Below are 24283 nucleotides of genomic sequence, written 5' to 3' on the forward strand. Positions count from 1 at the left end.
CGCCCTGGGGGTGATGCTGGTGTCGGTGATTTGGCTGTCTCTGGCATTGGGGCCGGTCAGTTTGCCGTTGAGTGACACCTTGATGGCAGGTTTGCGCATGCTCGGGCTGTCGCTGGACGGCGACGCTACCCACCAGGCAGAGCTGATCCTGGGGCAGATCCGCTTGCCTCGGACTTTGCTGGGCATTGCTGTCGGCGCCGTGCTGGCGCTGTCTGGCGTCGCCATGCAGGGCTTGTTTCGCAACCCCCTGGCTGATCCCGGCCTGGTGGGCGTGTCTGGCGGTGCGGCACTGGGGGCGGCTATCGCCATCGTCGGTGGCAGCATGCTGGGCGGGATGCCGCCGGCCATTGAACCTTATGTGCTGTCGGTGTGCGCCTTCGGCGGTGGCCTGATCGTTACGGCGGTGGTGTATCGCTTCGGCCGCAGCAATGGACAGACCAATGTCGCCACCATGCTCCTGGCCGGTGTGGCAATGACGGCGATGGCGGGGGCCGGCGTCGGTTTGTTTACCTACCTGGCCGATGATGCGACGTTGCGTACCCTGACCTTCTGGAACCTGGGCAGCCTCAACGGTGCCAGCTATCAGCGCCTATGGCCGTTGCTGATCGTGGTGGTCGGTGTAGCGCTGTGGCTGCCTCGCCGGGCGTCGGCGCTGAACGCCATGCTGCTGGGTGAATCGGAAGCCCGTCACCTGGGCTTCGATGTCGAGCGGATCAAGCTGGAGCTGGTGTTGTGTACCGCCCTGGGTGTGGGCGCTGCAGTGGCCGCTGCCGGCCTGATCGGCTTTATCGGCCTGGTGGTACCGCACTTGATGCGGTTGCTGGTCGGCCCGGACCATCGGGTGCTGTTGCCCGCGTCGTTGCTGGCCGGTGCCGCGCTGCTGTTGCTGGCCGACCTGATCGCGCGCTTGCTGCTGGCGCCGGCTGAACTTCCGATCGGAATCGTGACCGCGCTTATCGGTGCGCCCTTCTTCCTCTTCTTGCTGGTGCGGGGGCGTTCCTGATGCTACGGGCAAATAACCTGTCGGTACGGCGCGGTCATCGCACTGTGCTGGAGAACATCGACATTCAGCTGAACCCCGGGGAGGTGGTTGGCGTACTCGGCCCCAACGGCGCCGGTAAAAGTACATTGCTTGCAGCCCTGTGCGCTGAGCTGCCGATTACCGAAGGCAGCGTCAGCCTCGATGAGCGCCCGCTCGCCGATTGGCCTGGCCAGGAGCGCGCCAAGCGCCTGGCCGTGTTGCCCCAGAGTTCGAGCCTGAACTTCGGCTTTTCGGTCAACGAGGTGGTGAGCATGGGTCGCCTGCCCCATGCCACCGGCCAGCTACGCGATGCCGAGATCGTCACCGAGGCACTGCAAGCGGCTGACGCCCTGCACCTGGCTGGGCGCAGTTACCTGGCGCTGTCGGGTGGCGAGCGGCAGCGGGTGCATCTGGCTCGGGTACTGGCGCAACTCTGGCCCGGCGCGCAAGGCCAGACGCTGTTGCTTGACGAGCCGACGTCAATGCTCGATCCATTACACCAACACACCATTTTGCAAGCGGTGCGCGACTTCGCCGAACGTGGCGCCGCGGTCATGGTTATCCTGCACGATCTCAACCTGGCAGCCCGCTATTGCGATCACCTACTGTTGTTGCAGCAAGGCCTGCCCCACGCCTATGGGCCGCCGGCAGACGTGCTGACGGCCGATGCACTGGCGGCGGTGTATGGGCTGCAGGTACTGATCCAGCAACACCCCGAACGTGGCCACCCGTTAATCATCGCGCGCTGATAGGCCCCCTCGTTCAACGGTGATCGAGGGGCAACTGATTACCAAGGAAACCTCATGCGTCTTCTGTCGCTCTGCCTGGTGGGCCTGTTGACGGCCTGCCAATCTCACCCTGTACAGCCACCGCCGGCCCCTATTGCTCCACAAGGCCGTGACCACGCCGAACTTGGCGTCATTCGCGATCTTGCGTCGGGTCAGACCCTTACGCCGCAGCAATTGGTCGAACGCCTGGCCACCGCGCCGCGTGTGCTGGTCGGTGAGCAACACGACAATCCGGATCATCACGCCCTGCAACTGTGGTTGATGCGCCAACTTGCTGCACAGCGCGCACAAGGCAGTCTGCTGATGGAGATGATCAATCCGAATCAACAGGCAAACGTTGATGCCGTGCAAGCCGCTGCCCGAGCGGGCGAGGTGCCGAGCGACCTGTTCAAGGCGCTGGCCTGGCAGGCCAATTGGGATTGGAGCGTGTATGGGGCATTGGTCACCTACGCCGTGAAGCAACCCTATCCCCTGTTGGCCGCCAACCTGGACCGGGCGCAGATCATGCAGATCTACAAACAGCGTCCGACGCTTGAGGGCACAGCGTCCACCACGCCGTACGTACAGACCACGCTGCTGGACGATATCCGCGAGTCGCATTGCGGCCTGCTTCCCGAAACGCAGATGCCGGCGATGCTCGCCGTGCAGCAACAGCGGGATCGGCGCATGGCCGAACGTTTGTTGAGTGCTCCTGCACCTGCGGTATTGCTGGCGGGAGCCTTCCATGTGCGCAAGGACCTGGGCGTGCCGCTGCACCTGAGCGACCTGGGTGCCAAGGACGGTAATGTGGTGCTGATTCTGGCCGAGGTGGGCAAAACCGTGAGCGCCGAAAGCGCTGACTACGTGTGGTATACGGCGGCGCAACCCGAGCAGGATCACTGCGCCAAACTGCGCCGCTGAGGGGGTTGCCCTGTAGCGCACTGAAAGACATGAAAGGCTGCCGTCAGGCGGCCTTTTTTTATGCGCGGATGAAATGTGCGAAAATGCCCGCGCTTTTGTTCATATGTGTGGAGATGTACAGCGTGGTAATGCACTACTCAACGAGCGGCGACGCAGTCGCTTGCGGTCGAAATGGCAACAACCTCAGCAGCACCGCTGACACCGACAAGGTCGATTGCAAATCCTGTCAGCGTTCCCTGGTCAAAGCTGAATCGGTGCCGGCCAAGAAAGCCACCCCTTCCCTGGCTGAACTGCGCAAACAGCGACTGGCGAGCCAAGCGTCCCAGGCGAGCCCGGTGCAAGCCACCACGTTCTGCTTCAAGGCCAACTGGCGTGTACGCCTGGCCGCCCAGCCTGATCGTTGCCGCCTGCCGCGTGGCATGGCGCCACAGGCGTTCGTGTAAACCGGTGCGGGAGCCTGAGCCAGGCTCCCGCGCGCGTTTAGCTGTAGCGTGATGGTTTCTTTGATCTGGATTCTGTTGGCTTTTGCTCAGCCAGAAAAGACAAAACCCCTACCTGCGTATGCAGATAGGGGTTTCGGAATTTAATCTTGACGATGACCTACTCTCACATGGGGAAACCCCACACTACCATCGGCGATGCATCGTTTCACTACTGAGTTCGGGATGGGATCAGGTGGTTCCAATGCTCTATGGTCGTCAAGAAATTCTGTGTACCAGACCGTCATTCGACGTTCCGGCAAATCGGGTATGTGATGTTTTGTGTGAGTCGCAAACTTTCGGTTCGTTTCGTCTTCACAACACCGCAATCTGGTCATTCGACGCAAATTGCTTGGGTGTTATATGGTCAAGCCTCACGGGCAATTAGTATTGGTTAGCTCAACGCCTCACAGCGCTTACACACCCAACCTATCAACGTCGTAGTCTTCGACGGCCCTTCAGGGAGCTCAAGGCTCCAGTGAGATCTCATCTTGAGGCAAGTTTCCCGCTTAGATGCTTTCAGCGGTTATCTCTTCCGAACATAGCTACCCGGCAATGCCACTGGCGTGACAACCGGAACACCAGAGGTTCGTCCACTCCGGTCCTCTCGTACTAGGAGCAGCCCCTCTCAAATCTCAAACGTCCACGGCAGATAGGGACCGAACTGTCTCACGACGTTCTAAACCCAGCTCGCGTACCACTTTAAATGGCGAACAGCCATACCCTTGGGACCGGCTTCAGCCCCAGGATGTGATGAGCCGACATCGAGGTGCCAAACACCGCCGTCGATATGAACTCTTGGGCGGTATCAGCCTGTTATCCCCGGAGTACCTTTTATCCGTTGAGCGATGGCCCTTCCATACAGAACCACCGGATCACTAAGACCTACTTTCGTACCTGCTCGACGTGTCTGTCTCGCAGTCAAGCGCGCTTTTGCCTTTATACTCTACGACCGATTTCCGACCGGTCTGAGCGCACCTTCGTACTCCTCCGTTACTCTTTAGGAGGAGACCGCCCCAGTCAAACTACCCACCATACACTGTCCTCGATCCGGATAACGGACCTGAGTTAGAACCTCAAAGTTGCCAGGGTGGTATTTCAAGGATGGCTCCACGCGAACTGGCGTCCACGCTTCAAAGCCTCCCACCTATCCTACACAAGCAAATTCAAAGTCCAGTGCAAAGCTATAGTAAAGGTTCACGGGGTCTTTCCGTCTAGCCGCGGATACACTGCATCTTCACAGCGATTTCAATTTCACTGAGTCTCGGGTGGAGACAGCGCCGCCATCGTTACGCCATTCGTGCAGGTCGGAACTTACCCGACAAGGAATTTCGCTACCTTAGGACCGTTATAGTTACGGCCGCCGTTTACCGGGGCTTCGATCAAGAGCTTCGCGTTAGCTAACCCCATCAATTAACCTTCCGGCACCGGGCAGGCGTCACACCCTATACGTCCACTTTCGTGTTTGCAGAGTGCTGTGTTTTTAATAAACAGTCGCAGCGGCCTGGTATCTTCGACCGGCATGAGCTTACGGAGCAAGTCCTTCACCCTCACCGGCGCACCTTCTCCCGAAGTTACGGTGCCATTTTGCCTAGTTCCTTCACCCGAGTTCTCTCAAGCGCCTTGGTATTCTCTACCCAACCACCTGTGTCGGTTTGGGGTACGGTTCCTAGTTATCTGAAGCTTAGAAGCTTTTCTTGGAAGCATGGCATCAACCACTTCGTCGCCTAAAGGCAACTCGTCATCAGCTCTCGGCCTTAAGATCCCGGATTTACCTAAGATCTCAGCCTACCACCTTAAACTTGGACAACCAACGCCAAGCTGGCCTAGCCTTCTCCGTCCCTCCATCGCAATAACTAGAAGTACAGGAATATTAACCTGTTTTCCATCGACTACGCTTTTCAGCCTCGCCTTAGGGACCGACTAACCCTGCGTCGATTAACGTTGCGCAGGAAACCTTGGTCTTTCGGCGTGGGAGTTTTTCACTCCCATTGTCGTTACTCATGTCAGCATTCGCACTTCTGATACCTCCAGCAAGCTTCTCAACTCACCTTCACAGGCTTACAGAACGCTCCTCTACCGCATCACCTAAGTGATACCCGTAGCTTCGGTGCATGGTTTGAGCCCCGTTACATCTTCCGCGCAGGCCGACTCGACTAGTGAGCTATTACGCTTTCTTTAAAGGGTGGCTGCTTCTAAGCCAACCTCCTAGCTGTCTAAGCCTTCCCACATCGTTTCCCACTTAACCATGACTTTGGGACCTTAGCTGACGGTCTGGGTTGTTTCCCTTTTCACGACGGACGTTAGCACCCGCCGTGTGTCTCCCATGCTCGGCACTTGTAGGTATTCGGAGTTTGCATCGGTTTGGTAAGTCGGGATGACCCCCTAGCCGAAACAGTGCTCTACCCCCTACAGTGATACATGAGGCGCTACCTAAATAGCTTTCGAGGAGAACCAGCTATCTCCGAGCTTGATTAGCCTTTCACTCCGATCCACAGGTCATCCGCTAACTTTTCAACGGTAGTCGGTTCGGTCCTCCAGTCAGTGTTACCTAACCTTCAACCTGCCCATGGATAGATCGCCCGGTTTCGGGTCTATACCCAGCGACTAAGCGCCCTATTAAGACTCGCTTTCGCTACGCCTCCCCTATTCGGTTAAGCTCGCCACTGAATATAAGTCGCTGACCCATTATACAAAAGGTACGCAGTCACCTAACAAGTAGGCTCCCACTGCTTGTACGCATACGGTTTCAGGTTCTATTTCACTCCCCTCTCCGGGGTTCTTTTCGCCTTTCCCTCACGGTACTGGTTCACTATCGGTCAGTCAGTAGTATTTAGCCTTGGAGGATGGTCCCCCCATATTCAGACAAAGTTTCTCGTGCTCCGTCCTACTCGATTTCATGACTAAGAGATTTTCGCGTACAGGGCTATCACCCACTATGGCCGCACTTTCCAGAGCGTTCCGCTAATCTCAAAGCCACTTAAGGGCTAGTCCCCGTTCGCTCGCCACTACTAAGGGAATCTCGGTTGATTTCTTTTCCTCAGGGTACTTAGATGTTTCAGTTCCCCTGGTTCGCCTCTTGCACCTATGTATTCAGTACAAGATACTCAGCTTATGCTGAGTGGGTTCCCCCATTCAGAGATCTCCGGATCAAAGTCTGTTTGCCGACTCCCCGAAGCTTATCGCAGGCTACCACGTCTTTCATCGCCTCTGACTGCCAAGGCATCCACCGTATGCGCTTCTTCACTTGACCATATAACCCCAAGCAATCTGGTTATACTGTGAAGACGACATTCGCCGAAAATTCGCGATTAAACTCACAAATTTTACCTTAGCCTGAACAACACCAGTGAAAGTGCTATTCAGTCTATCTTTCTATCACATACCCAAATTTTTAAAGAACGATTCTGAAAAAGTTCAGAAATCAATATTCGAGGCGAATATTCATTTCTAAGCTTTGACACGGTAGCAAGGGGTGGTGGAGCCAAGCGGGATCGAACCGCTGACCTCCTGCGTGCAAGGCAGGCGCTCTCCCAGCTGAGCTATGGCCCCAACAAGAAACTGGTGGGTCTGGGCAGATTCGAACTGCCGACCTCACCCTTATCAGGGGTGCGCTCTAACCAACTGAGCTACAGACCCAGTTAAGAGCTGTTACCGATATCGTCTTCTTCAATGAATCAAGCAATTCGTGTGGGAGCTTATAAGACAGCTGATGTCTGTCGATTAAGGAGGTGATCCAGCCGCAGGTTCCCCTACGGCTACCTTGTTACGACTTCACCCCAGTCATGAATCACACCGTGGTAACCGTCCTCCCGAAGGTTAGACTAGCTACTTCTGGTGCAACCCACTCCCATGGTGTGACGGGCGGTGTGTACAAGGCCCGGGAACGTATTCACCGCGACATTCTGATTCGCGATTACTAGCGATTCCGACTTCACGCAGTCGAGTTGCAGACTGCGATCCGGACTACGATCGGTTTTGTGAGATTAGCTCCACCTCGCGGCTTGGCAACCCTCTGTACCGACCATTGTAGCACGTGTGTAGCCCAGGCCGTAAGGGCCATGATGACTTGACGTCATCCCCACCTTCCTCCGGTTTGTCACCGGCAGTCTCCTTAGAGTGCCCACCATTACGTGCTGGTAACTAAGGACAAGGGTTGCGCTCGTTACGGGACTTAACCCAACATCTCACGACACGAGCTGACGACAGCCATGCAGCACCTGTGTCAGAGTTCCCGAAGGCACCAATCCATCTCTGGAAAGTTCTCTGCATGTCAAGGCCTGGTAAGGTTCTTCGCGTTGCTTCGAATTAAACCACATGCTCCACCGCTTGTGCGGGCCCCCGTCAATTCATTTGAGTTTTAACCTTGCGGCCGTACTCCCCAGGCGGTCAACTTAATGCGTTAGCTGCGCCACTAAAATCTCAAGGATTCCAACGGCTAGTTGACATCGTTTACGGCGTGGACTACCAGGGTATCTAATCCTGTTTGCTCCCCACGCTTTCGCACCTCAGTGTCAGTATGAGCCCAGGTGGTCGCCTTCGCCACTGGTGTTCCTTCCTATATCTACGCATTTCACCGCTACACAGGAAATTCCACCACCCTCTGCCCTACTCTAGCTCGCCAGTTTTGGATGCAGTTCCCAGGTTGAGCCCGGGGATTTCACATCCAACTTAACGAACCACCTACGCGCGCTTTACGCCCAGTAATTCCGATTAACGCTTGCACCCTCTGTATTACCGCGGCTGCTGGCACAGAGTTAGCCGGTGCTTATTCTGTCGGTAACGTCAAAACACTAACGTATTAGGTTAATGCCCTTCCTCCCAACTTAAAGTGCTTTACAATCCGAAGACCTTCTTCACACACGCGGCATGGCTGGATCAGGCTTTCGCCCATTGTCCAATATTCCCCACTGCTGCCTCCCGTAGGAGTCTGGACCGTGTCTCAGTTCCAGTGTGACTGATCATCCTCTCAGACCAGTTACGGATCGTCGCCTTGGTGAGCCATTACCTCACCAACTAGCTAATCCGACCTAGGCTCATCTGATAGCGCAAGGCCCGAAGGTCCCCTGCTTTCTCCCGTAGGACGTATGCGGTATTAGCGTTCCTTTCGAAACGTTGTCCCCCACTACCAGGCAGATTCCTAGGTATTACTCACCCGTCCGCCGCTGAATCGAAGAGCAAGCTCTTCTCATCCGCTCGACTTGCATGTGTTAGGCCTGCCGCCAGCGTTCAATCTGAGCCATGATCAAACTCTTCAGTTCAATACTGCTTGGGTTTTGAGAAAACCCTAAACTTGGCTCAGCAATCTCAAATGACTTCTTTGAAATCTTTCGACTTCTCGTGTAGTCACTTGTGATGCTGATAATCTTTTTGACTATCAGCCTGAGCTCACAAGCACCCACACGAATTGCTTGATTCGATTGTTAAAGAGCGGTGGCTGAAGTCTTTCGCTTCAACCGAGGCGCGCATTCTACGCCTTCCTCAGAGTGTGTCAAGCGTTCATTTTGAAGTTTTTCAGAATTTCTCTTTCAACTTCAACCGCTTAACTCGCTGCGATCTCTCGTCAGCGGGAGGCGAATTCTACAGCGCTTGAATTCGCTGTCAACTGCCTTTTTCACCGCTGCCGATCTTTCGATCGAGCCCCTCCGGCACTACCTGAAACCGTTAACTCTTTGAAACTCAAGGAGTTTTCGATTCCGACTACGCCGGAAGTGGGGCGAATTATAGAGAGATAAAACGGCAGGTCAAGGACTTATTTCAACTCCGCCTCAGATATCTATATATAGGTACTTCACATCAAGGAAACCTCCATGTTTGAACCTTACCTGCAGTGCTGGCAGTTGATTCCCGATGGCGCCCCCATCATTACGGCTAGCAGTCACTTGCTTGCGGTGATGTACCAAGGCCAACCCGCCATGCTCAAGGTCGCCCATACACGTGAAGAACAACATGGCGCCGAAGTGATGAAGTGGTGGAACGGCGAAGGCGCGGCGCAGGTACTGGCTCTCGCCGACAACGGCCTGTTGATGGAGCGAGCGCTGGGGCCGGACTCATTGACCACCTATGCCGAGCAAGGACGCGATGAACACGCCACCCGCATCCTGTGCCAGACCGTTGCGCTGTTACACGCCCCACGCAACAGGCCCGCACTACCACTCATAACACTGAGGTCCTGGTTCAGCAGTTTATGGCCCGCCGCCGACGCCTATGGCGGCATCTACAAAGACAGCGCCGAAATCGCTCGGCACCTGTTGGCCACCCCGCAAGAAGAATGCGTGCTGCACGGCGATATCCACCACGGCAATGTGCTGGACTTCGGCCCACGCGGTTGGCGCGCCATCGACCCCAAGTGCCTCTACGGCGAGCGCACGTTCGATTACGCCAATCTGTTCTGCAACCCCTCCCCTTGCATCGCCACAGATGCACAGCACTTTACCCAACGACTGGCGCTTGTCTGCGAGATCGCCGCGCTACCGCGCGAGCGACTGTTGCAGTGGATCGTGGCCTGGTGTGGTTTGTCCGCAGCCTGGTTCCGTGAAGACGACCTGCACGAGCACGCCGCCCCTCGCCTGTCCGTGGCACAACTCGCACTCAACGCTCTGGAGACAGGCAACTAATCCGCCCGCTGTCGATCTGTAGAGAAGGCACTCCACGCGAGCCATAGCCATGAGCGATACAGAAAACGGCAAGACCCCAGGCCTGTCAGCGGACGAAGAGCAGGAAGTCAGTCACAACCAACCCCCACGCGCAGCCGTGTTGCACGAGATCATTCGTTACCAGGGTGATCAGGAACTGGAGCGCACGCTCGCCGCCCTCTGGTGGTCGGCGCTGGCAGCGGGATTGAGCATGGGCCTGTCGATGATGGCCATGGGGCTTTTCTATGCGCGCCTGCCCGAAGGGGACAGCAGCCAGCTGATTGCCAGCCTGGGGTATTCAGCCGGGTTTCTTGCGGTCATCCTGGCCCGCCAACAACTTTTCACCGAAAACACCCTGACCGCCGTACTGCCGGTCATGACCAACCCCACGCTGAACAATCTCGGACGCCTGCTGCGCTTATGGTCCGTGGTGCTGCTCGGCAACCTCGCCGGCACCATACTGGTTTCCTACGTGATGCTGTACCTGCCAATCTTCGACAGCAAGACCGACGAAGCCTTTCTAGATGTCGGTCGCAAGGTGATGGAGAACGATCTGAACCAGATGTTTGCCAAGGGCATCATCTCGGGCTGGATGATCGCCACCATGGTCTGGATGATTCCCTCCATGGAGCACGCCAAGATCTGGATCATCCTGATGATCACCTACCTCATGGCGCTGGGGGACTTCACCCATATTGTCGTCGGCTCCGTGGAAGTCTCGTACCTGGCCTGGGCCGGTGAAGTCAGCTGGCAAACCTACTGGCTGGACTTTGCCGCCCCCACCCTGGTCGGCAACATTATCGGCGGCAGTTTCATCTTCGCGCTGATCAGCCATGCCCAAGTGCGCAGCGACAGCGGCAAACCACCCACACCACAACCGGGCGAGGGCAAGGAAGATAAAGCACGCAAGCCCTCACCGAAGTAGCGCCGCCTACAGGTCCTTCATAGCCATGACCCGCTCGTCAGCGCCCAGTGTCTGACGCTGCGGCTTGGGCAGCCACCAGGCCGGGCCGCTATGGGGATGTTCCAGGCTCACCCGCTCGCCCATCTGTGGCGTGCTGAGCAGCACCTGCGCGGCATTGGCCAAGGCAAGGATGCGATCGAAAGGTTCATGCCAGCTGTGGGTGGACAGATCAAACGTGCCGTTATGCACCGGCAGCAACCAGCGCCCGCGCAGGTCCTGGTGCGCCTGCAGGCTTTGTTCGGGCTGCATATGAACGTTGGGCCAGTCACGGTTGTAGGCACCGGTTTCGATCAGGGTCACATCAAAGGGCCCATATCGATCGCCAATTTGCTTGAAGCCCTCGAAATAGCCAGTATCACCGCTGAAGAACAATCGCAGGTTGTCGTCCAGGATGACCCACGACGCCCATAGCCGGCTGTTGCTGTCGAACAGACCACGCCCGGAAAAGTGCTGGGCCGGCGTCGCCACGAAGCGGATACCCTCGATGCGGGTCTCCTGCCACCAGTCCAGTTGTTGCACCTTGGCTGCCGGCACCCCCCACTCGATCAGCAGGTCACCCACCCCCAACGGCGCGATGAAATGCTCGGCACGGTCGGCCAATTGCCGGATGGCGTGCTCATCGAGGTGATCATAGTGGTCATGGGAAAGGATCACTGCGGTCAACGGCGGCAGTTCGTCGAGCTTGAGCGGTGGCTGGTGGAAACGCTGCGGCCCGGCCCATTGCACTGGCGAGGCGCGTTCGGCGAATACCGGGTCGGTGATGAAGAAGCGTTCACGCAGCTTGAGCAGTACCGTGGAATGCCCGAGCCGCCACACACTGCGATCCGGAGCGTCAAGCAATTGCTGGCGACTCAGGGGCTGTACGGCAATCGCCACATCCGGCCGAGTATCCGGTGGCTTGCTGAGGAACAGAAACTTGAATCCGATGCGCAGCTTTTTGAACGCGCTGTCCTGGGGTAGCTGGCGCAAGTTGTGGTAGCGCCCATCCTGGCGTTGCGCCGGTTCACCCGCCTGTGGGGTCAGAGGGGCCATGAGCAGAAGCACTCCAAGGATGAGGGTAAGTTTCATGGTACCCCAAGGTGGTTGCATCAACTATGAAATGGCCTATAAGGCCATTTTTCACTAGCGTGCGATTGTTCAACAATGTTCACCGCTTCTATGCGATAAACGGCGTCCCGGGACAGGCCAGCGACCATGATGGACAACAAGAACGGCAAGGGCCTTTCATTTGTAAGAAGGATATACCCACCGCGCATTATCGGCCTGGGCATCGGCATGCTCAGTGTAATGGCCGGTATCTCGACCCTGGATATGCCTCAGTGGGTCTGGGGGTTGTTGCTGCTGAACGGGCTGCTCTGGCCACACCTGGCCTATCAGCTCGCCCGGCGTGCCCCGGTTCCCTATCACGCCGAATACCGTAACCTGCTGACCGACTCGCTGATGGGCGGTTTCTGGGCTGCCACCCTGCACTTCAATCCCCTGCCCACCGTCACCATTCTTTCGATGATGGCGATGAACAATTTCGCTGCCGGGGGTCAACGCCTGTTTCTCAAGGGGTTGCTCGCCCAGTGCCTGGGTGCCGGCCTGTCGATCTCCCTGTTCGGCGCCGGGCTTGAGCTGCAAGCAACCTCCCTTCAGGTCTACGCCTGCCTGCCCATGCTGACCCTCTACCCCATGGCGGTCGGCTGGGTCTGTTATCGCCTGGCCATGAAGCTGTCCGAGCACAAGCGCCGTCTCAGCGCCCTGAGCCGCACCGACAGCCTGACCGGCCTGCTCAATCACGGCGCGTGGAAAGACCTGCTGCAACTGAAGTTCCAAATCTGCCAGCAAAAGCGTTGCGGCGCAGTCATCGCGATCATCGACATCGACCACTTCAAATCCATCAATGACACCTACGGCCATGTCGTTGGCGACTGTGTGCTGAGCCAACTCAGCAGCGAGCTCAAGCGCAGCCTGCGCGAAGATGACCTGGCCGGTCGCTACGGTGGCGACGAGTTCTGTTTGATTCTGCCCGACACCAGCCTGGAACACGCCCGCCTGAGCATGGAGCGCCTGCGCGAACAGGTCGGTAACTACCGCAATCCGCAATTGCCGGCCCTGCGCATCAGCCTGAGCATCGGCCTTGCCAGCTACCACGAAAGCCTGAGCTCTCCGGAAGCCTGGTTGAATGAAGCCGACAAAGCCTTGTACACGGCGAAAAACAGCGGGCGCGATCAAGTCAATTTTGCCCAGTTGGACCTTGCCCCCCTGAAGCTGGCCTATCCTGAGTGAACGTTCGCCCCTGCGGCACGGCCGCAAGGGTGCAACTCACCAAGGAGCAGCACGTGCATGGACAGGATCGCCAAGAATTCGCCGACCAACCCGCCCCCTCACCTGCAAACCCGCAAACTCATCGCCGGTATCGCTGTGTTGTTTGTCCTGGCCTGTCTGATTGCCCTCGGCGCACTGTTCAACATTGCCCTCTCGCTGAACGCCAGCGAGCGCGAAAAAAGCAGCTTCTATGCACATAAGGCGCTCGAACAGCGGCTGGAAGCTTCTCGGCAATTTCTCTCCAGCTATGCCGTATGGGATGCCGCCTACGACCACCTCAACGGCACCGCCGACCTGGAGTGGGCTTATAAAGAGAAAAACGTAGGAGACTCGCTGTACACCGCCAGCGGATTTGAAGGGGTGTTCGTGCTCGATGACCAGCACACTAAATACGCCTTGTTCAAAGGCCAGCTCAGTAACGCCCCCGCCAGTACCTATATAGAAGAGCCATTGGCCCCCATCATTGCCCAGGCGCGAAACGTCGCCACCGAGCGCCGGCAAATCACCCAGTATGTGCTGTTCAATGGCTGGCCGGCGGTAGTGGTGGCCGCCGCCATTCGCCCCGATGACGAACAACTGGGCATTGATCCGCACACCACCTCGGTGATGATGTTCGTCGACCAACTGACCCCCGAAAAACTCAGCAACCTGGGCGCCGGGGCTGGCGTGAGCGGCATGCACATCGAAAAAGCGGGTGCCTTGGCAGAGGATCAATCCAGCCTGGTACTGGGTGAAACCGAGTACCGCCTGGCGTGGCTCACACCCCGCCCGGGCGATCAACTGCTCTGGGCTGTGCTGCCCCCTTTGCTCGGGGCCATGCTGGTACTGGGCCTGCTGATGGTCTACTTCTTCCGCTATGCATTGCGCACCGCCCGGGAAATCGCCAGCTCCCTGCGAAGCCTGCAATCGAGCAACCTGGCGCTGGAGGCCAGCGAGCAGCGCTTTCGTGCGGTGGCCGAGGCCGCGTCGGACTGGATCTGGGAAACCGATCGCTTCCAGCGCCTGAGCTATCTTTCCCAGCGCTTCGTCACCGTCACCGGCTACAAGACCGAAGACTGGCTGGGCCAACCGATCAACCAGCTACTCAGTTGCGAGACCACCCCCCTGACGCTCTGGCTTGATAGCCAGGCTGAGCCTGATCCGCAGCAAATGGCCAATCTTCGCTGCGCCTACCGCGATCAGAATGGACAGCTGTGTTTTTGCCGGGTCTCGGCGCGGTCGATCATGCTCGACGGCAAGCTGGCCGGCTTTCGCGGCACCGCCAGCGATATCACTGACGAGGTGGCCGCCCATGCCCGCATCCAGCACTTGTCGATGCACGATGCACTCACAGGCCTTGCCAACCGCAACAAGCTTTCGCGCTTTCTGGAACAGGCGCTGCTCAAGGGCCAGGACGCCCCACCCTTGACGCTGTTGCTGTTGGACCTGGACAGCTTCAAGCCGATCAACGACTCCCTCGGCCATGCCGCCGGGGACGCCGTGCTGCTGGAGGTCGCCGTGCGCCTGCGCGAGTCGACCCGCGACGGGGACCTGGTAGCACGCCTGGGCGGGGACGAATTCGTCCTGGTGATGAACGGCATGGACAGCCGCAACGAGATCGACCGCTTCTGTGCCCGCCTGATCGACAACCTGCACCAACCCATCCACTACGAAGAACAGGCCCTGCATATCGGTGCAAGCCTTGGCGTGGCCCAGACCCGCTTGCAAGGCTTCGATGCCGGTGAACTGATTCGCTGCGCCGATATTGCCTTGTACCAGGCCAAGGCCGATGGCAAGAACACCTGGCGCTACTTCTCGCCGGAGATGAACGAGCAGATCCAGTACCGTCGCCAACTGGAAAACGATTTGCGCAAAGCACTTAAGAACGATGAGTTCGTCCTGCACTTTCAGCCACGCTACCGCCTGGAGTCGCTGGAAATTGTCTCGGTCGAAGCCCTGGTGCGCTGGAATCATCCCGTTGAGGGGTTACTGGGCCCAGACACGTTCATTCCGCTGGCCGAACAGACCGACCTCATCGTCCCCCTGGGCCGCTGGGTGCTGCGCGAGGCCTGCGAAACGGCTTGCAGCTGGCCGCAGCACCTGCTGGTATCGGTCAACCTCTCGCCGGCGCAGTTCTCGCGCAGCGATGTGGTCAATGACGTCTACACCATCCTCGTCGAGACCGGTTTCCCGGCCCAGCGCCTGGAGCTGGAGATCACTGAAAACGTCATGCTCAACGATATCGAGGGCGCCCTGGGCACCATGACGGCGCTCAAGGAACTGGGCGTGCGCCTGAACATGGATGATTTCGGCACCGGCTATTCATCGCTGGGCTACCTGCGCACCTACCCCTTCGACAGCATCAAGATCGACAAGCGCTTCATTGCTGGCCTGAGTAACGACAGCAACGACCGCGCCGTGGTCCAGGCCATCATCAACCTGGGCAAGGCCATGGGCCTGACCGTCACCGCCGAAGGCGTGGAAACCGAGCAGCAACTCAAGGCGCTGAGCAAGGAAAAGTGCCATGAGGTCCAGGGTTACTACCTGAGCAAACCGATCGATAAACGCGCCTTCGAGCAACTGCTGCTCGAACACGACAGCAGCAGCCGATGCGGCACCTCCTAGCTCGCCGCAAGCCCCAGTCGCTTGCGCACCAGGGTCAGCAAGCGGCTGGCAACATCATCGAAGCCCTTGTTCTGCGCGACGATCTGTACGCCCTCCAGTAGCAAGGTCAGCTCAAAGGCCGCCAGTTGCGGTTCATCCAGACCACTTTCCTCACACAGGCGAACCAACCGCGCCGCTTGCCGACGCTTGTGGGCTTCGATCAGTGTCCGTGCCGGGCTGTCGCACACCGGCAGCTCCGCCAGGGTGTTGGTATAAGCGCAGCCGCGGTGCGACGACAGGACCGGCTCCTGCACCAGAAACTCGGCGAACCCCAGGATCTGGAGCGCCGGCTGCCCGGCAAAGCGCTCGGCCAGATCGGCCCAAACGCTGTCGTACTCCTCCATCAGCAACTGCAACCAGGCCAGCACCAGCACGTCCTTGGATTCAAAGTGCCGGTACACGGTCATCTTGGTGGTTTCAGCCTTGGCGGCAATGGCATCGACCGTTACACGGCTGATGCCCTCGTTGAAAAACAGCTCGTGGGCGGCATCGAGTACACGCTCGCGAGGCGGCAGGCGGGCGATTCGTTGCGAACGCATGGACAGGCTCCCGTTGACGACGATACCAATCAGTATCACTCTATACTCATGAGTATCGCTCGATACCCATCGGTATTCTATCGTCAACCGACACAGTAGCGGGAGTCCATGATGAAGGTTTCTGAGTACGTGCAATTCGATGCCATTGGCCTGGCAGGCCTGATTGACCGGGGCGAAGTCAGCAGCCATGAAGTCATCCAGGCCGCGCATCAGGCAATCGAGGGGGTCGAACCCAGGGTCAACGCCCTGGCCGAACACTGGCGGGACGAACCCCTCCCCGCTCCCAGCGCCGGCGCGCTGTATGGCGTCCCCTTTCTGATCAAGGACCTGGCCATCAGCATGCAAGGGCGGCCCCATGAGTTCGGCAGCCGCCTGGCCCAAGGCACCCGCAGCGAAGCCGACTCCTTCTTGATGCAGCGCTTTCGCCGCGCGGGCCTGGTTACCCTGGGCCGCACCACAACGCCGGAGCTGGCCATCAGCACCACCACCGAGTCGCGGCTTTGCGGCCCCACCCGCAACCCCTGGGACTTGAGTCGCAGCGCGGGTGGCTCCAGCGGCGGCTCAGCGGCGGCGGTCGCCAGCGGCATGGTCGCGGCGGCACACGCCACCGACGGTGGCGGTTCCATCCGGGTTCCGGCGGCAGCCTGCGGCCTGTTTGGCCTCAAGCCCAGCCGAGGCCTGATCTCCATGGGCCCGTACCTGGATGAGGCGTGGAATGGTCTGGCGGTACAAGGTGTGCTCAGCCGCTCGGTGCGCGACAGCGCGCTGCTGCTCGATTGCATGGCCGGTAGCGAGCCGGGCGATCCCGTCCAGCTCCCGTTCGCCTGCGGCCACTACTTGAGCGCGGTTGCCCAGGCGCCCCGGCCACTGCGAATCGCCGTGCAACAGCACCCGCTCAATGGCAAGCGCAGCAACGACGCGATGCTTCTGGCCCTCAACGCTCTGATGGCAACACTGGAGGCGCTGGGTCATCGCTGTGAGCTGATCGAGCCCGACATGGGACTTGGTTGGGAGGCGTTCGTGCAGATGAATGCCTGCTTCTGGGCTAGCAATACCGCCGCCTGGCTCGAGGTGCTGAGCCGCGAAACCGGTCGCCCGCTCAACAGCGACTGGCTGGAGCCCGCCACCCTGGCCCTGCATGAATACGGTAAAGCCTTGCGCGCCACCGATCTGCTGACGGCCATGGACCAGCGCAACCAGATCAGCCGGCACATGGCCGGCTTCTTCCAGCGCTATGACCTGCTGCTCAGCCCGAGCCTGGCCGAGCTTCCTCCCCTGATCGGCACCTACAACGCCGGCCAGGAACAGCTCGACGGCCTTGGCTGGATGCACCGGGTGTTCGACCACTCGCCATTCACCGCCCTGGCCAACATTTGCGGCACAGCGTCAATGTCAGTGCCCCTGTACCAGGATCCGGCCAGCGGGTTGCCGATCGGCATGCAGTTCAGCGCCGGTGCAGCCGGCGATGCACTGCTGTTGAGCCTGGCCGGACAACTGGAACAGGTACTGCCCTGGGCCGCGAGGCGCCCAGCGGTGTGGGCGATGTAGAACTGCCGTTACGCCCGCAGTTGTCGCTGCGCGGCAATCTCCGGCAAGTCGCTCCGGCGCAGGTACACCCGGAGCGGCTCACTGATGTTCAGACGCTCATCGACGTTCTGTGCCAGGAGAATTTCAATTAGCGCTCGGCTCAAGGTCATGACGTCGCCGGGGCCGGCCTGCCAGACAAATTCGCTGCTGGGCGTGATGCTGTCATCGGCGACGTCCATGCCGAACGAATCTTCGCTGAAGCGCACGATATGCGCGCCGCGCTTGCGGTGAAACCCGACGAAACCCTTGAGTTGGTCGGCGGCGGCGCAGATATCCTGGGATGTGATATGCATGTCAAACCTCACTTTTGCATCCACAAGGATGCGGGGCGAAAGGGATTGGCACACAGGGCGGGAGGGTAGCTCTCTGGCGGAGCGACTCGAAGGCCAAGGGTAATGGAAATTGTTCCGCGAGGGTTACGGATTTTTCACTCAAAACCGAGGTGATCGCCAGACGCATGGGAGTGACTTCTAAGCCAGCACGCCGGCTCCTCTTCAGCTTCCGCTTGCCACTGGATCGAGATGAGGCTCAAGCAAAGCCGCCAGCCAATCCATGAACGCCCGCAGCCGGTTCGGTACGTGTTGTTGCCGGGCATAGAGCAACGACACCGGCAAAGGCGGCGCAGCAAAATCCGCCAGCAACGCCACCAGTTCACCCCGCTCCAAATACCCCTGCAACCCTGCCGCCGGGGCCTGGATCAATCCAAGCCCGACCAGGCAGGCGCTCTCGTAAGCCTCTGTGCTGTTGACAGTGATTGCTCCGGCCATGGGTTGAACCTGCAGGGTGCCCGACTGCAGATACTCGAAGCCTGCACTACGGCTGCCAAGGTTCCTCACGTAATGGATCAACTGGTGCCGATGCAGGTCGGTCAGGCAGGTCGGCGTGCCATGACGTTGCAGGTAACCCGGGCTTGCGCAGTTGATCTGCGCCAGGCTGCCCAAGGGCCGGGCAATCAGGTCGAGGTCACTCAAGGTGCCGATGCGCAGCACGCAGTCGAAGCCTTCACGCAACAAATCGACCTGGCGATCCGTGCAGCTGATCTCAAGCGCCACCCCCGGATGGCGCGCCATGAACATCGGCAGGTTGGGCAGCACGATGCGCCGTGCCATCAGCGTCGGCAGATCGACCCGCAAGCGCCCGCTGAGCGCGGCTGTTTCGCGATGGAACAGCCCCTCGATCTCGTCCATGCGCGACAACAGGTCTTTGCTCCGCTCGTACAGGTGCAGGCCGTCCTGGGTCGCCTGCACCCGCCGCGTGGTGCGGTTGAGCAAGCGCGTGCCGAGCAGGTTCTCAAGGGCCCGGATCTGTTCCGACACCGTTGAACGCGGCAACCCCAGGCTCTCCCCGGCCAGCGTAAAGCTCGACAGCTCACTGACCCGGACAAAGGTTCGCAACAACTCCAACTTGTTCATGGCCGCAGGCTCGATTGTTCGCCGATACCGATCAGTATTTCCGAAATCTGCGGATTTATCTGCACCTGAGCGACCAATAGACTTTCTCGACTTCTTCCGCTTCCGCTGCGAGGTACAGACCATGACGCGCAAAATCGCATTGATTACCGGTGCCAGCCGGGGACTGGGTAAAAACACCGCATTGCACCTGGCCGCCCAGGGCATCGACATCATCGGCACCTACAACAGCAAGGCCCAGGAAGCCCAGGCGCTGGTCCAGACCCTGGAGCAACAGGGCGTTCGCGCCGCCATGCTGCAACTGGACGTCAGTAACAGTGCAAGCTTTGCCGATTTTGCCGAACAGCTGCGCCATAGCCTCAAATCGGTCTTCGGCCGCGAGCAGCTGGATTTTCTGGTGAACAACGCCGGCATCGGCATCAACGCAGCCTTCAGTGAAACCACAGAGGCGCAGTTCGACCAGCTCTGCAACATCCAGCTCAAAGGCCCGTTCTTCCTGACCCAACAGCTGTTGCCGCTGATTGCCGACCAGGGCCGCGTGGTGAATATCTCCACCGGGCTGACCCGCTTTGCGCTCCCCGGCTACGCCGCCTATGCCGCCATGAAGGGCGCCATGGAGGTACTGACCCGTTATCAGGCCAAGGAGCTGGGCGCCCGGGGGATCCGCGTCAACATCCTCGCACCCGGGGCCATCGAAACCGATTTTGGCGGTGGGGTGGTGCGCGACAACTCAGACGTCAACGACTTCATCGCCAGCAACACCGCCCTGGGACGGGTCGGCCTGCCGGATGACATCGGCGCTGCCGTCGCCCTGCTGCTGAGTGACGGCGGAGGCTGGATCACCGGCCAACGCCTGGAAGTGTCCGGCGGCATGTTCCTCTGAGTCAGCGCGGGCCTTCATGCACCTGGACGCTGGCCGTCATGCCGGCGCTCAGGGGCATGTCTTGGGGAATCTGGTCCAGCTTGATCCGCACCGGAATACGCTGGGCCAGGCGCACCCAGTTGAAGGTCGGCTCGACTTCGGCAAGCAACTGGCTATCGGGATTGGCGTTTCGGTCGGTGATCCCGCGGCTGATGCTTTCGACATGCCCCTGCATGGGCTCGCCGGCGCTCATCAGCCAGACCTTGACCGGATCGCCGACGCGAATGCGCGGCAACTTGGTCTCTTCAAAATAGGCCTGTACATAGAAGGTCGAGTCATCGATCAAGGCCATGACAGGCTGCCCGGCATTGACGAAGTTGCCCTCGGCCAGGCGCAAGTTGGTGATATGACCGTCACGCGGCGCCTTGACCTGACTGCGGGCCAGGTTGATGGCCGCTTCCGTGACTTCGGCCTCGGCTTCACGCAATTGCCCCCGCGCCACCGCGGCGTTGATCTGGGCGTTCTCGCGCAGTTCTGCACTGATCGCCTGCGGCCCCAGGGCCAGGCGTCGAGAGGCTTCGTGTTCCCGCAGGCGCAATTGATGCTGGCGAGTCTCGACCACGGCTTTGGCCTTTTCCAGGGCGGCTTCAAAACGGTCGCGGTCGATCGACATGAGCAAGTCCCCCTTCTTTACTTGCTGGTTGTCCTGGACCTTGAGTTCGCGCACCCAGCCCGACACATCGGGGGCGATGATCACCACGTCGGCGCGAATTTTCGCATCGCGGGTCCAGGGCGTGAGCATGTAGTACTGCCAGAGTTTCCAGCCGGCAAAAACGGCCACGGCCACCAGGCACAGCGTCACGGCTATACGTACCAATGCACGCATGGTTCACACTCCTTACAAAGGCCCCAGCCCGAGGGTTACCAGGGTCAGAACACAAACGAACAGCGCGCAATCGAACAAGGCTTCATGCCAGATCCATCGCCCCAACGGCGTCAGGCGCAGCAACAACCGCACCGCGGCGGTCATTGCCAGCGCCAGCACCACATAAATCAGAAACGGGCTGAGCAGTACGCCGCCCAATGCCCACTCACGCAAACCCATGGATTTCCTCCTGGCGTCGACACCACTTGCCCCAACTGCGCTGCAGCTGCAACACCGCCCCCACCGCCAGGCGCAGCGGATCGCTGGCGGGCTGGCTTTGCAGGGCCTTGATGAACGCTTCGCTGGCCGCGTCCAGGCGCTGCCCCCGGCCCGGCGCCGGCCCTCGCGCCAACACCGCTTCCAACTGCTGCAAGTACTCGCGCTCGGCAGCGGTCACCGGCGCCTGGGATACGGCCAGGCAATGGCGCAGGTGTAGCAGCTCGTCACCGATATCCAGCCCGTGTACACCATCGTCCCAACGGCTGCGGTCCTGCTCTGGCAACGCGGTGTAATGCCGGGCCAGTTGCAGCAGGCGGTCGGCCATCCGGCCGCCGAACCAGGTTTCGGCCCCGCGCAAATCCCGCCGGGTCAAACGCACCAGATCGTTCTGCGTGGCCGCCCGCAAGCGTCGGCCGTGCCACGCCGGGTTACGCAGCACCAGCAACTTGAACGCCAGCACCGCAGCCCCCACACCGATCAACATGGCCTGGGCACTGTTGAGGAAGGTCGCCACCCCGAAACTCATGGTATTGAGCGGCGCCACCAGCACGATAAAGTGCAGGCAATACGAGGTGGCCGTGGCGCCGATGCGTGGGTTGGCCATGCCCAGCGCCCCAAAGAACAACGGCACGCCCATGGCCATGCACAACATGGGAAAACCGTTCCACTGGGGCAACAGAATCTGCCCCACAACAAACGCTACCGGGATTGCCAGCAGAATCCCGCGCAAAAAGCTCATGCCGATCTGCGCACCGTTCTCGCGGCTGGCGAACAAACTGCACACCACACACGTGAGCACCAACCCGCCCGGTGCCGCAGTCCAGGCCGTAGCCAGCCAGAAGCTGGCCATGGCCAGAAATGCCAGGGCACTGCGCGAGCCGAACAGCAATGCCAGCGGCACATCGCGGTGCGCAGCGAGGCTATCAGGCACATCCACCGGCGCCTTGCCCTCCTCCACCGCGCCCAGCGCCAGGGTCGCCGCCATGGCGGTATCCAGCAGCAGGGTCAGACGTGCCAGGCAATAGTGTTCGGCCGAACTGATGGTGTCATCGTGGGCGGCGTCCCAGACGCGCTGACGCAGCAACAGCAAACTCGCCTGATCAGGTGTGGCCAAAGCCTCCCGGACCTCATCGAGCCAGGGTTGCAGGTGCAAGGCCTGGGCTTGGTCCAGTTGCTGCCACTGGCGACGCACCGAACGGGCAATACGCAACAGCACCAGCAGCTTCTGACTCAAGCCCCGAATGGCCCGGGCCCGCTCGCGCCCCAGCCGCCCTTCAAACCAGGCGTGCTCGCGCTGGGCATCCACGGCAACGATACGTCCGAGAATCTCCAGCAGCCCTCTACGGGCCTGCTCTTCGCCCGTCAGGGTCGCGCTGGCTGCCTGTAAACCGTTGCTCCAGGCCTGTCGCGCCTGCCCGCCCAACTGCTGCTCGACCCGCATTGGCCAGAGCAAGGCGCTGGTGGCCGTGGCACAGACAATGCCCAGGCAGATCTCGGTGCAACGCGCCACGGCCTGGTCGAACACCAGCAACGGATGACTGATTGCCGGCAAGGCAATGATCGCCACGGTGTAGCCAGCCAGTACAAATGAATAGGACCAGGCGCTGCGCAGCAGCGTCGAACAGGCGGTACACAGCGCCAGCCACAGGGCCAGGGCCAGCAGGAACAACCAGGGCGTCTGGGCGAACAGCCCGATGAACACCACCGACATGAGGGTGCCGACGAGGGTGCCGAAAAGCCGCGCCAAGCCCTTCTGCAGGACCATGCCCGACAGCGGCTGGGCAACGATGAAGGCGGTCATCAACGCCCACGCCGGTTGTTCAAGCCCCCAGCGCAATGCCACCCACAAGGCCAGGCCACCACCGAGCAAGGTCTTGAGGGCAAATTGCACAGCGAGTCTGTTCGGCGCCAGCAGGGCCTGCAACGTGATGGGCACGGGATGAACCTTGGAAAGCGGTGATCTAACGATAGTCAGGATGGTGCGGAAAGGTTGAAGCTTAATAATTAGCTAGCTAACTATCAAGCGCTAATGGAACTGGCTTGCGCCGCGATCCGATCGATCCGGGTGATTGCTTTCGCGGGGCGAGCCCGCTCCTACAGGTTTTCTGCAGGCAAAAAAAATGGGCGACCGAAGTCGCCCTAAATGCCTTGCGTGCCCGTGAATCTGGAAGCCTCAGCGCTGCTTGCGCTTGGTCGAGTCCTTCCAGATGAAAATTCCGAATCCAACGAAGAACAGCAACATCAGGCCGACCGTAATTACTCCAGCGATAACCACATTATCGAAGAACATGTCGGCCTCCATTTGCCTGCACCTGTCTGATGGGCTCAAGGTATCGAATGGACGGCGAGAGAAAATTGACCGAGGTCAATGGCGCCCGGGACCGGGCGCACGAGGGGGGCGCAGGCTTGACCTGCATCAAGCTTTCAACGCTTCTTGGGTTTGCCCTTGGGCTTCTTCTTGACCTTGCCCAGTGGCATGGCCTGTTCAAACGCCTGGCGCACTTCATTCAGGCGTTTTTCATTGAGGTCGTGGACGCGTCGGGCGCGTTCGGCACCGAGGTCGATCAGGTTGTCATCTTGGCTCATGGTCTGGCTCAGGAAGCGGACGGCGATTGCCTAATAATGAAGGCTGCAACCGGGTCTGACCAGCACGAGCGCAGCGCTTCAGACTTTGATGTCTACCAGCAGGCCCTGGCGAGGCTCATCGTCGATCAATGGCGCGACTGGCACCGTGTTGTCGGCATTGACCTCATCGCCCGGCACTGGCTGATAGTCCGCTTGCTCCCCGTCAGGCTGGCCCCGGCGCTGTTTGCGCTGTTGCTCCTCACGCAGCAGCAACGCCGCCTGGTGCGGATCGCGGTGCTTGAGGTCGATGGCGCCGTCACTGGAACTCGGCTGGGCAGGCACCACCGGCTTGATGTCCGGGGTCGGCTTGACCGGGTCCAGTTGTGACGTCACGGGGGCAGCACTGAGCGGAATGAGGGGCGGCAGCATGGGGGGTC

General features: G+C 59.7%; 20 protein-coding genes, 2 tRNA genes and 3 rRNA genes. 10 read left to right on the forward strand and 15 right to left on the reverse strand.

What is annotated here, in order from left to right:
• Positions 1-19: 19 nt before the first annotated feature.
• The 4 genes from U9R80_RS21295 to U9R80_RS21310 all read left to right on the forward strand — a co-directional run bounded on the left by U9R80_RS21295 (position 20) and on the right by U9R80_RS21310 (position 3152).
• Positions 20-1003 (forward strand): FecCD family ABC transporter permease, encoded by a 984-nt coding sequence (locus U9R80_RS21295; protein WP_301843363.1) that lies wholly within the window; start codon positions 20-22, stop codon positions 1001-1003.
• Positions 1003-1770, forward strand: a complete 768-nt coding sequence (locus U9R80_RS21300; protein ID WP_301843360.1) for a heme ABC transporter ATP-binding protein — start codon at positions 1003-1005, stop codon at positions 1768-1770. Before U9R80_RS21295 ends, U9R80_RS21300 begins: the two co-directional genes overlap by 1 nt.
• 54 nt (positions 1771-1824) lie before the next feature.
• Complete coding sequence (locus U9R80_RS21305; RefSeq protein ID WP_301843361.1) at positions 1825-2709, forward strand: ChaN family lipoprotein; 885 nt, start codon at positions 1825-1827, stop codon at positions 2707-2709.
• Between the two features lie 128 nt (positions 2710-2837).
• Complete coding sequence (locus tag U9R80_RS21310) at positions 2838-3152, forward strand: hypothetical protein (protein ID WP_301843362.1); 315 nt, start codon at positions 2838-2840, stop codon at positions 3150-3152.
• A gap of 144 nt (positions 3153-3296) precedes the next feature.
• On the opposite strand, the gene rrf is transcribed toward U9R80_RS21310, so the two are convergent.
• The 5 genes from rrf to U9R80_RS21335 form a co-directional block, all read right to left on the reverse strand.
• Positions 3297-3412, reverse strand: a 5S ribosomal RNA gene (gene rrf, locus U9R80_RS21315).
• A 139-nt stretch (positions 3413-3551) separates the two neighbouring features.
• Positions 3552-6441: ribosomal RNA gene (locus tag U9R80_RS21320) — 23S ribosomal RNA — on the reverse strand.
• Positions 6442-6664: 223 nt separating this feature from the next.
• Positions 6665-6740: transfer RNA gene (locus tag U9R80_RS21325), tRNA-Ala, on the reverse strand.
• Positions 6741-6750: 10 nt separating this feature from the next.
• Positions 6751-6827 (reverse strand) — tRNA-Ile (locus tag U9R80_RS21330).
• 85 nt (positions 6828-6912) lie between these two features.
• Positions 6913-8449, reverse strand: a 16S ribosomal RNA gene (locus tag U9R80_RS21335).
• Together the 16S, 23S and 5S rRNA genes with 2 tRNA genes alongside form the textbook arrangement of a ribosomal RNA operon.
• Before the next feature lie 549 nt (positions 8450-8998).
• Here U9R80_RS21335 and U9R80_RS21340 point away from each other — a divergent pair.
• Together U9R80_RS21340 and U9R80_RS21345 are read left to right on the forward strand one after the other, a co-directional pair.
• Positions 8999-9805, forward strand: coding sequence for an aminoglycoside phosphotransferase family protein (locus tag U9R80_RS21340; RefSeq protein WP_301841365.1), 807 nt, complete (start codon positions 8999-9001; stop codon positions 9803-9805).
• A gap of 49 nt (positions 9806-9854) precedes the next feature.
• A complete protein-coding gene (locus U9R80_RS21345; RefSeq protein ID WP_301841363.1) occupies positions 9855-10748 on the forward strand; it encodes a formate/nitrite transporter family protein in 894 nt (297 codons plus the stop codon).
• 6 nt (positions 10749-10754) lie between these two features.
• Here U9R80_RS21345 and U9R80_RS21350 read toward each other — a convergent pair whose 3' ends face one another.
• Positions 10755-11855, reverse strand: a complete 1101-nt coding sequence (locus tag U9R80_RS21350; RefSeq protein WP_301841361.1) for an MBL fold metallo-hydrolase — start codon at positions 11853-11855, stop codon at positions 10755-10757.
• Between the two features lie 126 nt (positions 11856-11981).
• On the opposite strand from U9R80_RS21350, the gene U9R80_RS21355 reads away from it, so the two are divergent.
• Together U9R80_RS21355 and U9R80_RS21360 are read left to right on the forward strand one after the other, a co-directional pair.
• Positions 11982-13058, forward strand: a complete 1077-nt coding sequence (locus tag U9R80_RS21355) for a diguanylate cyclase (RefSeq protein WP_301841359.1) — start codon at positions 11982-11984, stop codon at positions 13056-13058.
• A gap of 57 nt (positions 13059-13115) precedes the next feature.
• Entirely contained in the window at positions 13116-15701 is a 2586-nt protein-coding gene (locus U9R80_RS21360; RefSeq protein ID WP_301841358.1) for a bifunctional diguanylate cyclase/phosphodiesterase, read from the forward strand.
• On the opposite strand, the gene U9R80_RS21365 is transcribed toward U9R80_RS21360, so the two are convergent.
• The gene (locus U9R80_RS21365; RefSeq protein ID WP_301841356.1) at positions 15698-16279 is read right to left on the reverse strand and encodes a TetR/AcrR family transcriptional regulator; all 582 of its coding nucleotides are present in this window, start codon (positions 16277-16279) and stop codon (positions 15698-15700) included. The two genes, U9R80_RS21360 and U9R80_RS21365, sit on opposite strands and share 4 nt — an antisense overlap.
• Positions 16280-16387: 108 nt before the next feature.
• On the opposite strand from U9R80_RS21365, the gene U9R80_RS21370 reads away from it, so the two are divergent.
• Positions 16388-17827: an amidase gene (locus tag U9R80_RS21370; RefSeq protein ID WP_324803882.1), complete on the forward strand. Its 1440-nt coding sequence runs from the start codon at positions 16388-16390 to the stop codon at positions 17825-17827.
• Positions 17828-17835: 8 nt separating this feature from the next.
• Here the strand turns inward: U9R80_RS21370 and U9R80_RS21375 are convergent, their stop codons facing one another.
• The gene (locus U9R80_RS21375) at positions 17836-18159 is read right to left on the reverse strand and encodes a DUF2025 family protein (protein ID WP_301841353.1); all 324 of its coding nucleotides are present in this window, start codon (positions 18157-18159) and stop codon (positions 17836-17838) included.
• Positions 18160-18360: 201 nt separating this feature from the next.
• A complete protein-coding gene (locus U9R80_RS21380; protein WP_301841352.1) occupies positions 18361-19278 on the reverse strand; it encodes a LysR family transcriptional regulator in 918 nt (305 codons plus the stop codon).
• A 121-nt stretch (positions 19279-19399) separates the two neighbouring features.
• Between U9R80_RS21380 and U9R80_RS21385 the strand changes: the two genes are divergently transcribed.
• Positions 19400-20158 (forward strand): SDR family NAD(P)-dependent oxidoreductase, encoded by a 759-nt coding sequence (locus U9R80_RS21385; RefSeq protein ID WP_301841351.1) that lies wholly within the window; start codon positions 19400-19402, stop codon positions 20156-20158.
• 1 nt (position 20159) lies between these two features.
• Here the strand turns inward: U9R80_RS21385 and U9R80_RS21390 are convergent, their stop codons facing one another.
• From U9R80_RS21390 to U9R80_RS21415, 6 genes are all read right to left on the reverse strand, one after another.
• Positions 20160-21023, reverse strand: coding sequence for an efflux RND transporter periplasmic adaptor subunit (locus tag U9R80_RS21390; protein ID WP_301841350.1), 864 nt, complete (start codon positions 21021-21023; stop codon positions 20160-20162).
• A gap of 12 nt (positions 21024-21035) precedes the next feature.
• Positions 21036-21242 (reverse strand): DUF1656 domain-containing protein, encoded by a 207-nt coding sequence (locus U9R80_RS21395; RefSeq protein WP_301841349.1) that lies wholly within the window; start codon positions 21240-21242, stop codon positions 21036-21038.
• The gene (locus U9R80_RS21400; protein WP_301841348.1) at positions 21229-23217 is read right to left on the reverse strand and encodes an FUSC family protein; all 1989 of its coding nucleotides are present in this window, start codon (positions 23215-23217) and stop codon (positions 21229-21231) included. The genes U9R80_RS21395 and U9R80_RS21400 overlap by 14 nt, the downstream gene beginning before the upstream one ends.
• A gap of 237 nt (positions 23218-23454) precedes the next feature.
• Positions 23455-23571: a cytochrome c oxidase subunit CcoM gene (ccoM, locus tag U9R80_RS21405; protein ID WP_028943534.1), complete on the reverse strand. Its 117-nt coding sequence runs from the start codon at positions 23569-23571 to the stop codon at positions 23455-23457.
• Between the two features lie 134 nt (positions 23572-23705).
• Positions 23706-23867 (reverse strand): hypothetical protein, encoded by a 162-nt coding sequence (locus tag U9R80_RS21410; RefSeq protein WP_165957326.1) that lies wholly within the window; start codon positions 23865-23867, stop codon positions 23706-23708.
• Between the two features lie 78 nt (positions 23868-23945).
• Positions 23946-24275: an aspartate-semialdehyde dehydrogenase gene (locus U9R80_RS21415; protein ID WP_301841344.1), complete on the reverse strand. Its 330-nt coding sequence runs from the start codon at positions 24273-24275 to the stop codon at positions 23946-23948.
• Positions 24276-24283 lie beyond the last annotated feature (8 nt).

It is taken from the genome of Pseudomonas sp. JQ170C (assembly GCF_035581345.1).
Classification (GTDB): domain Bacteria; phylum Pseudomonadota; class Gammaproteobacteria; order Pseudomonadales; family Pseudomonadaceae; genus Aquipseudomonas.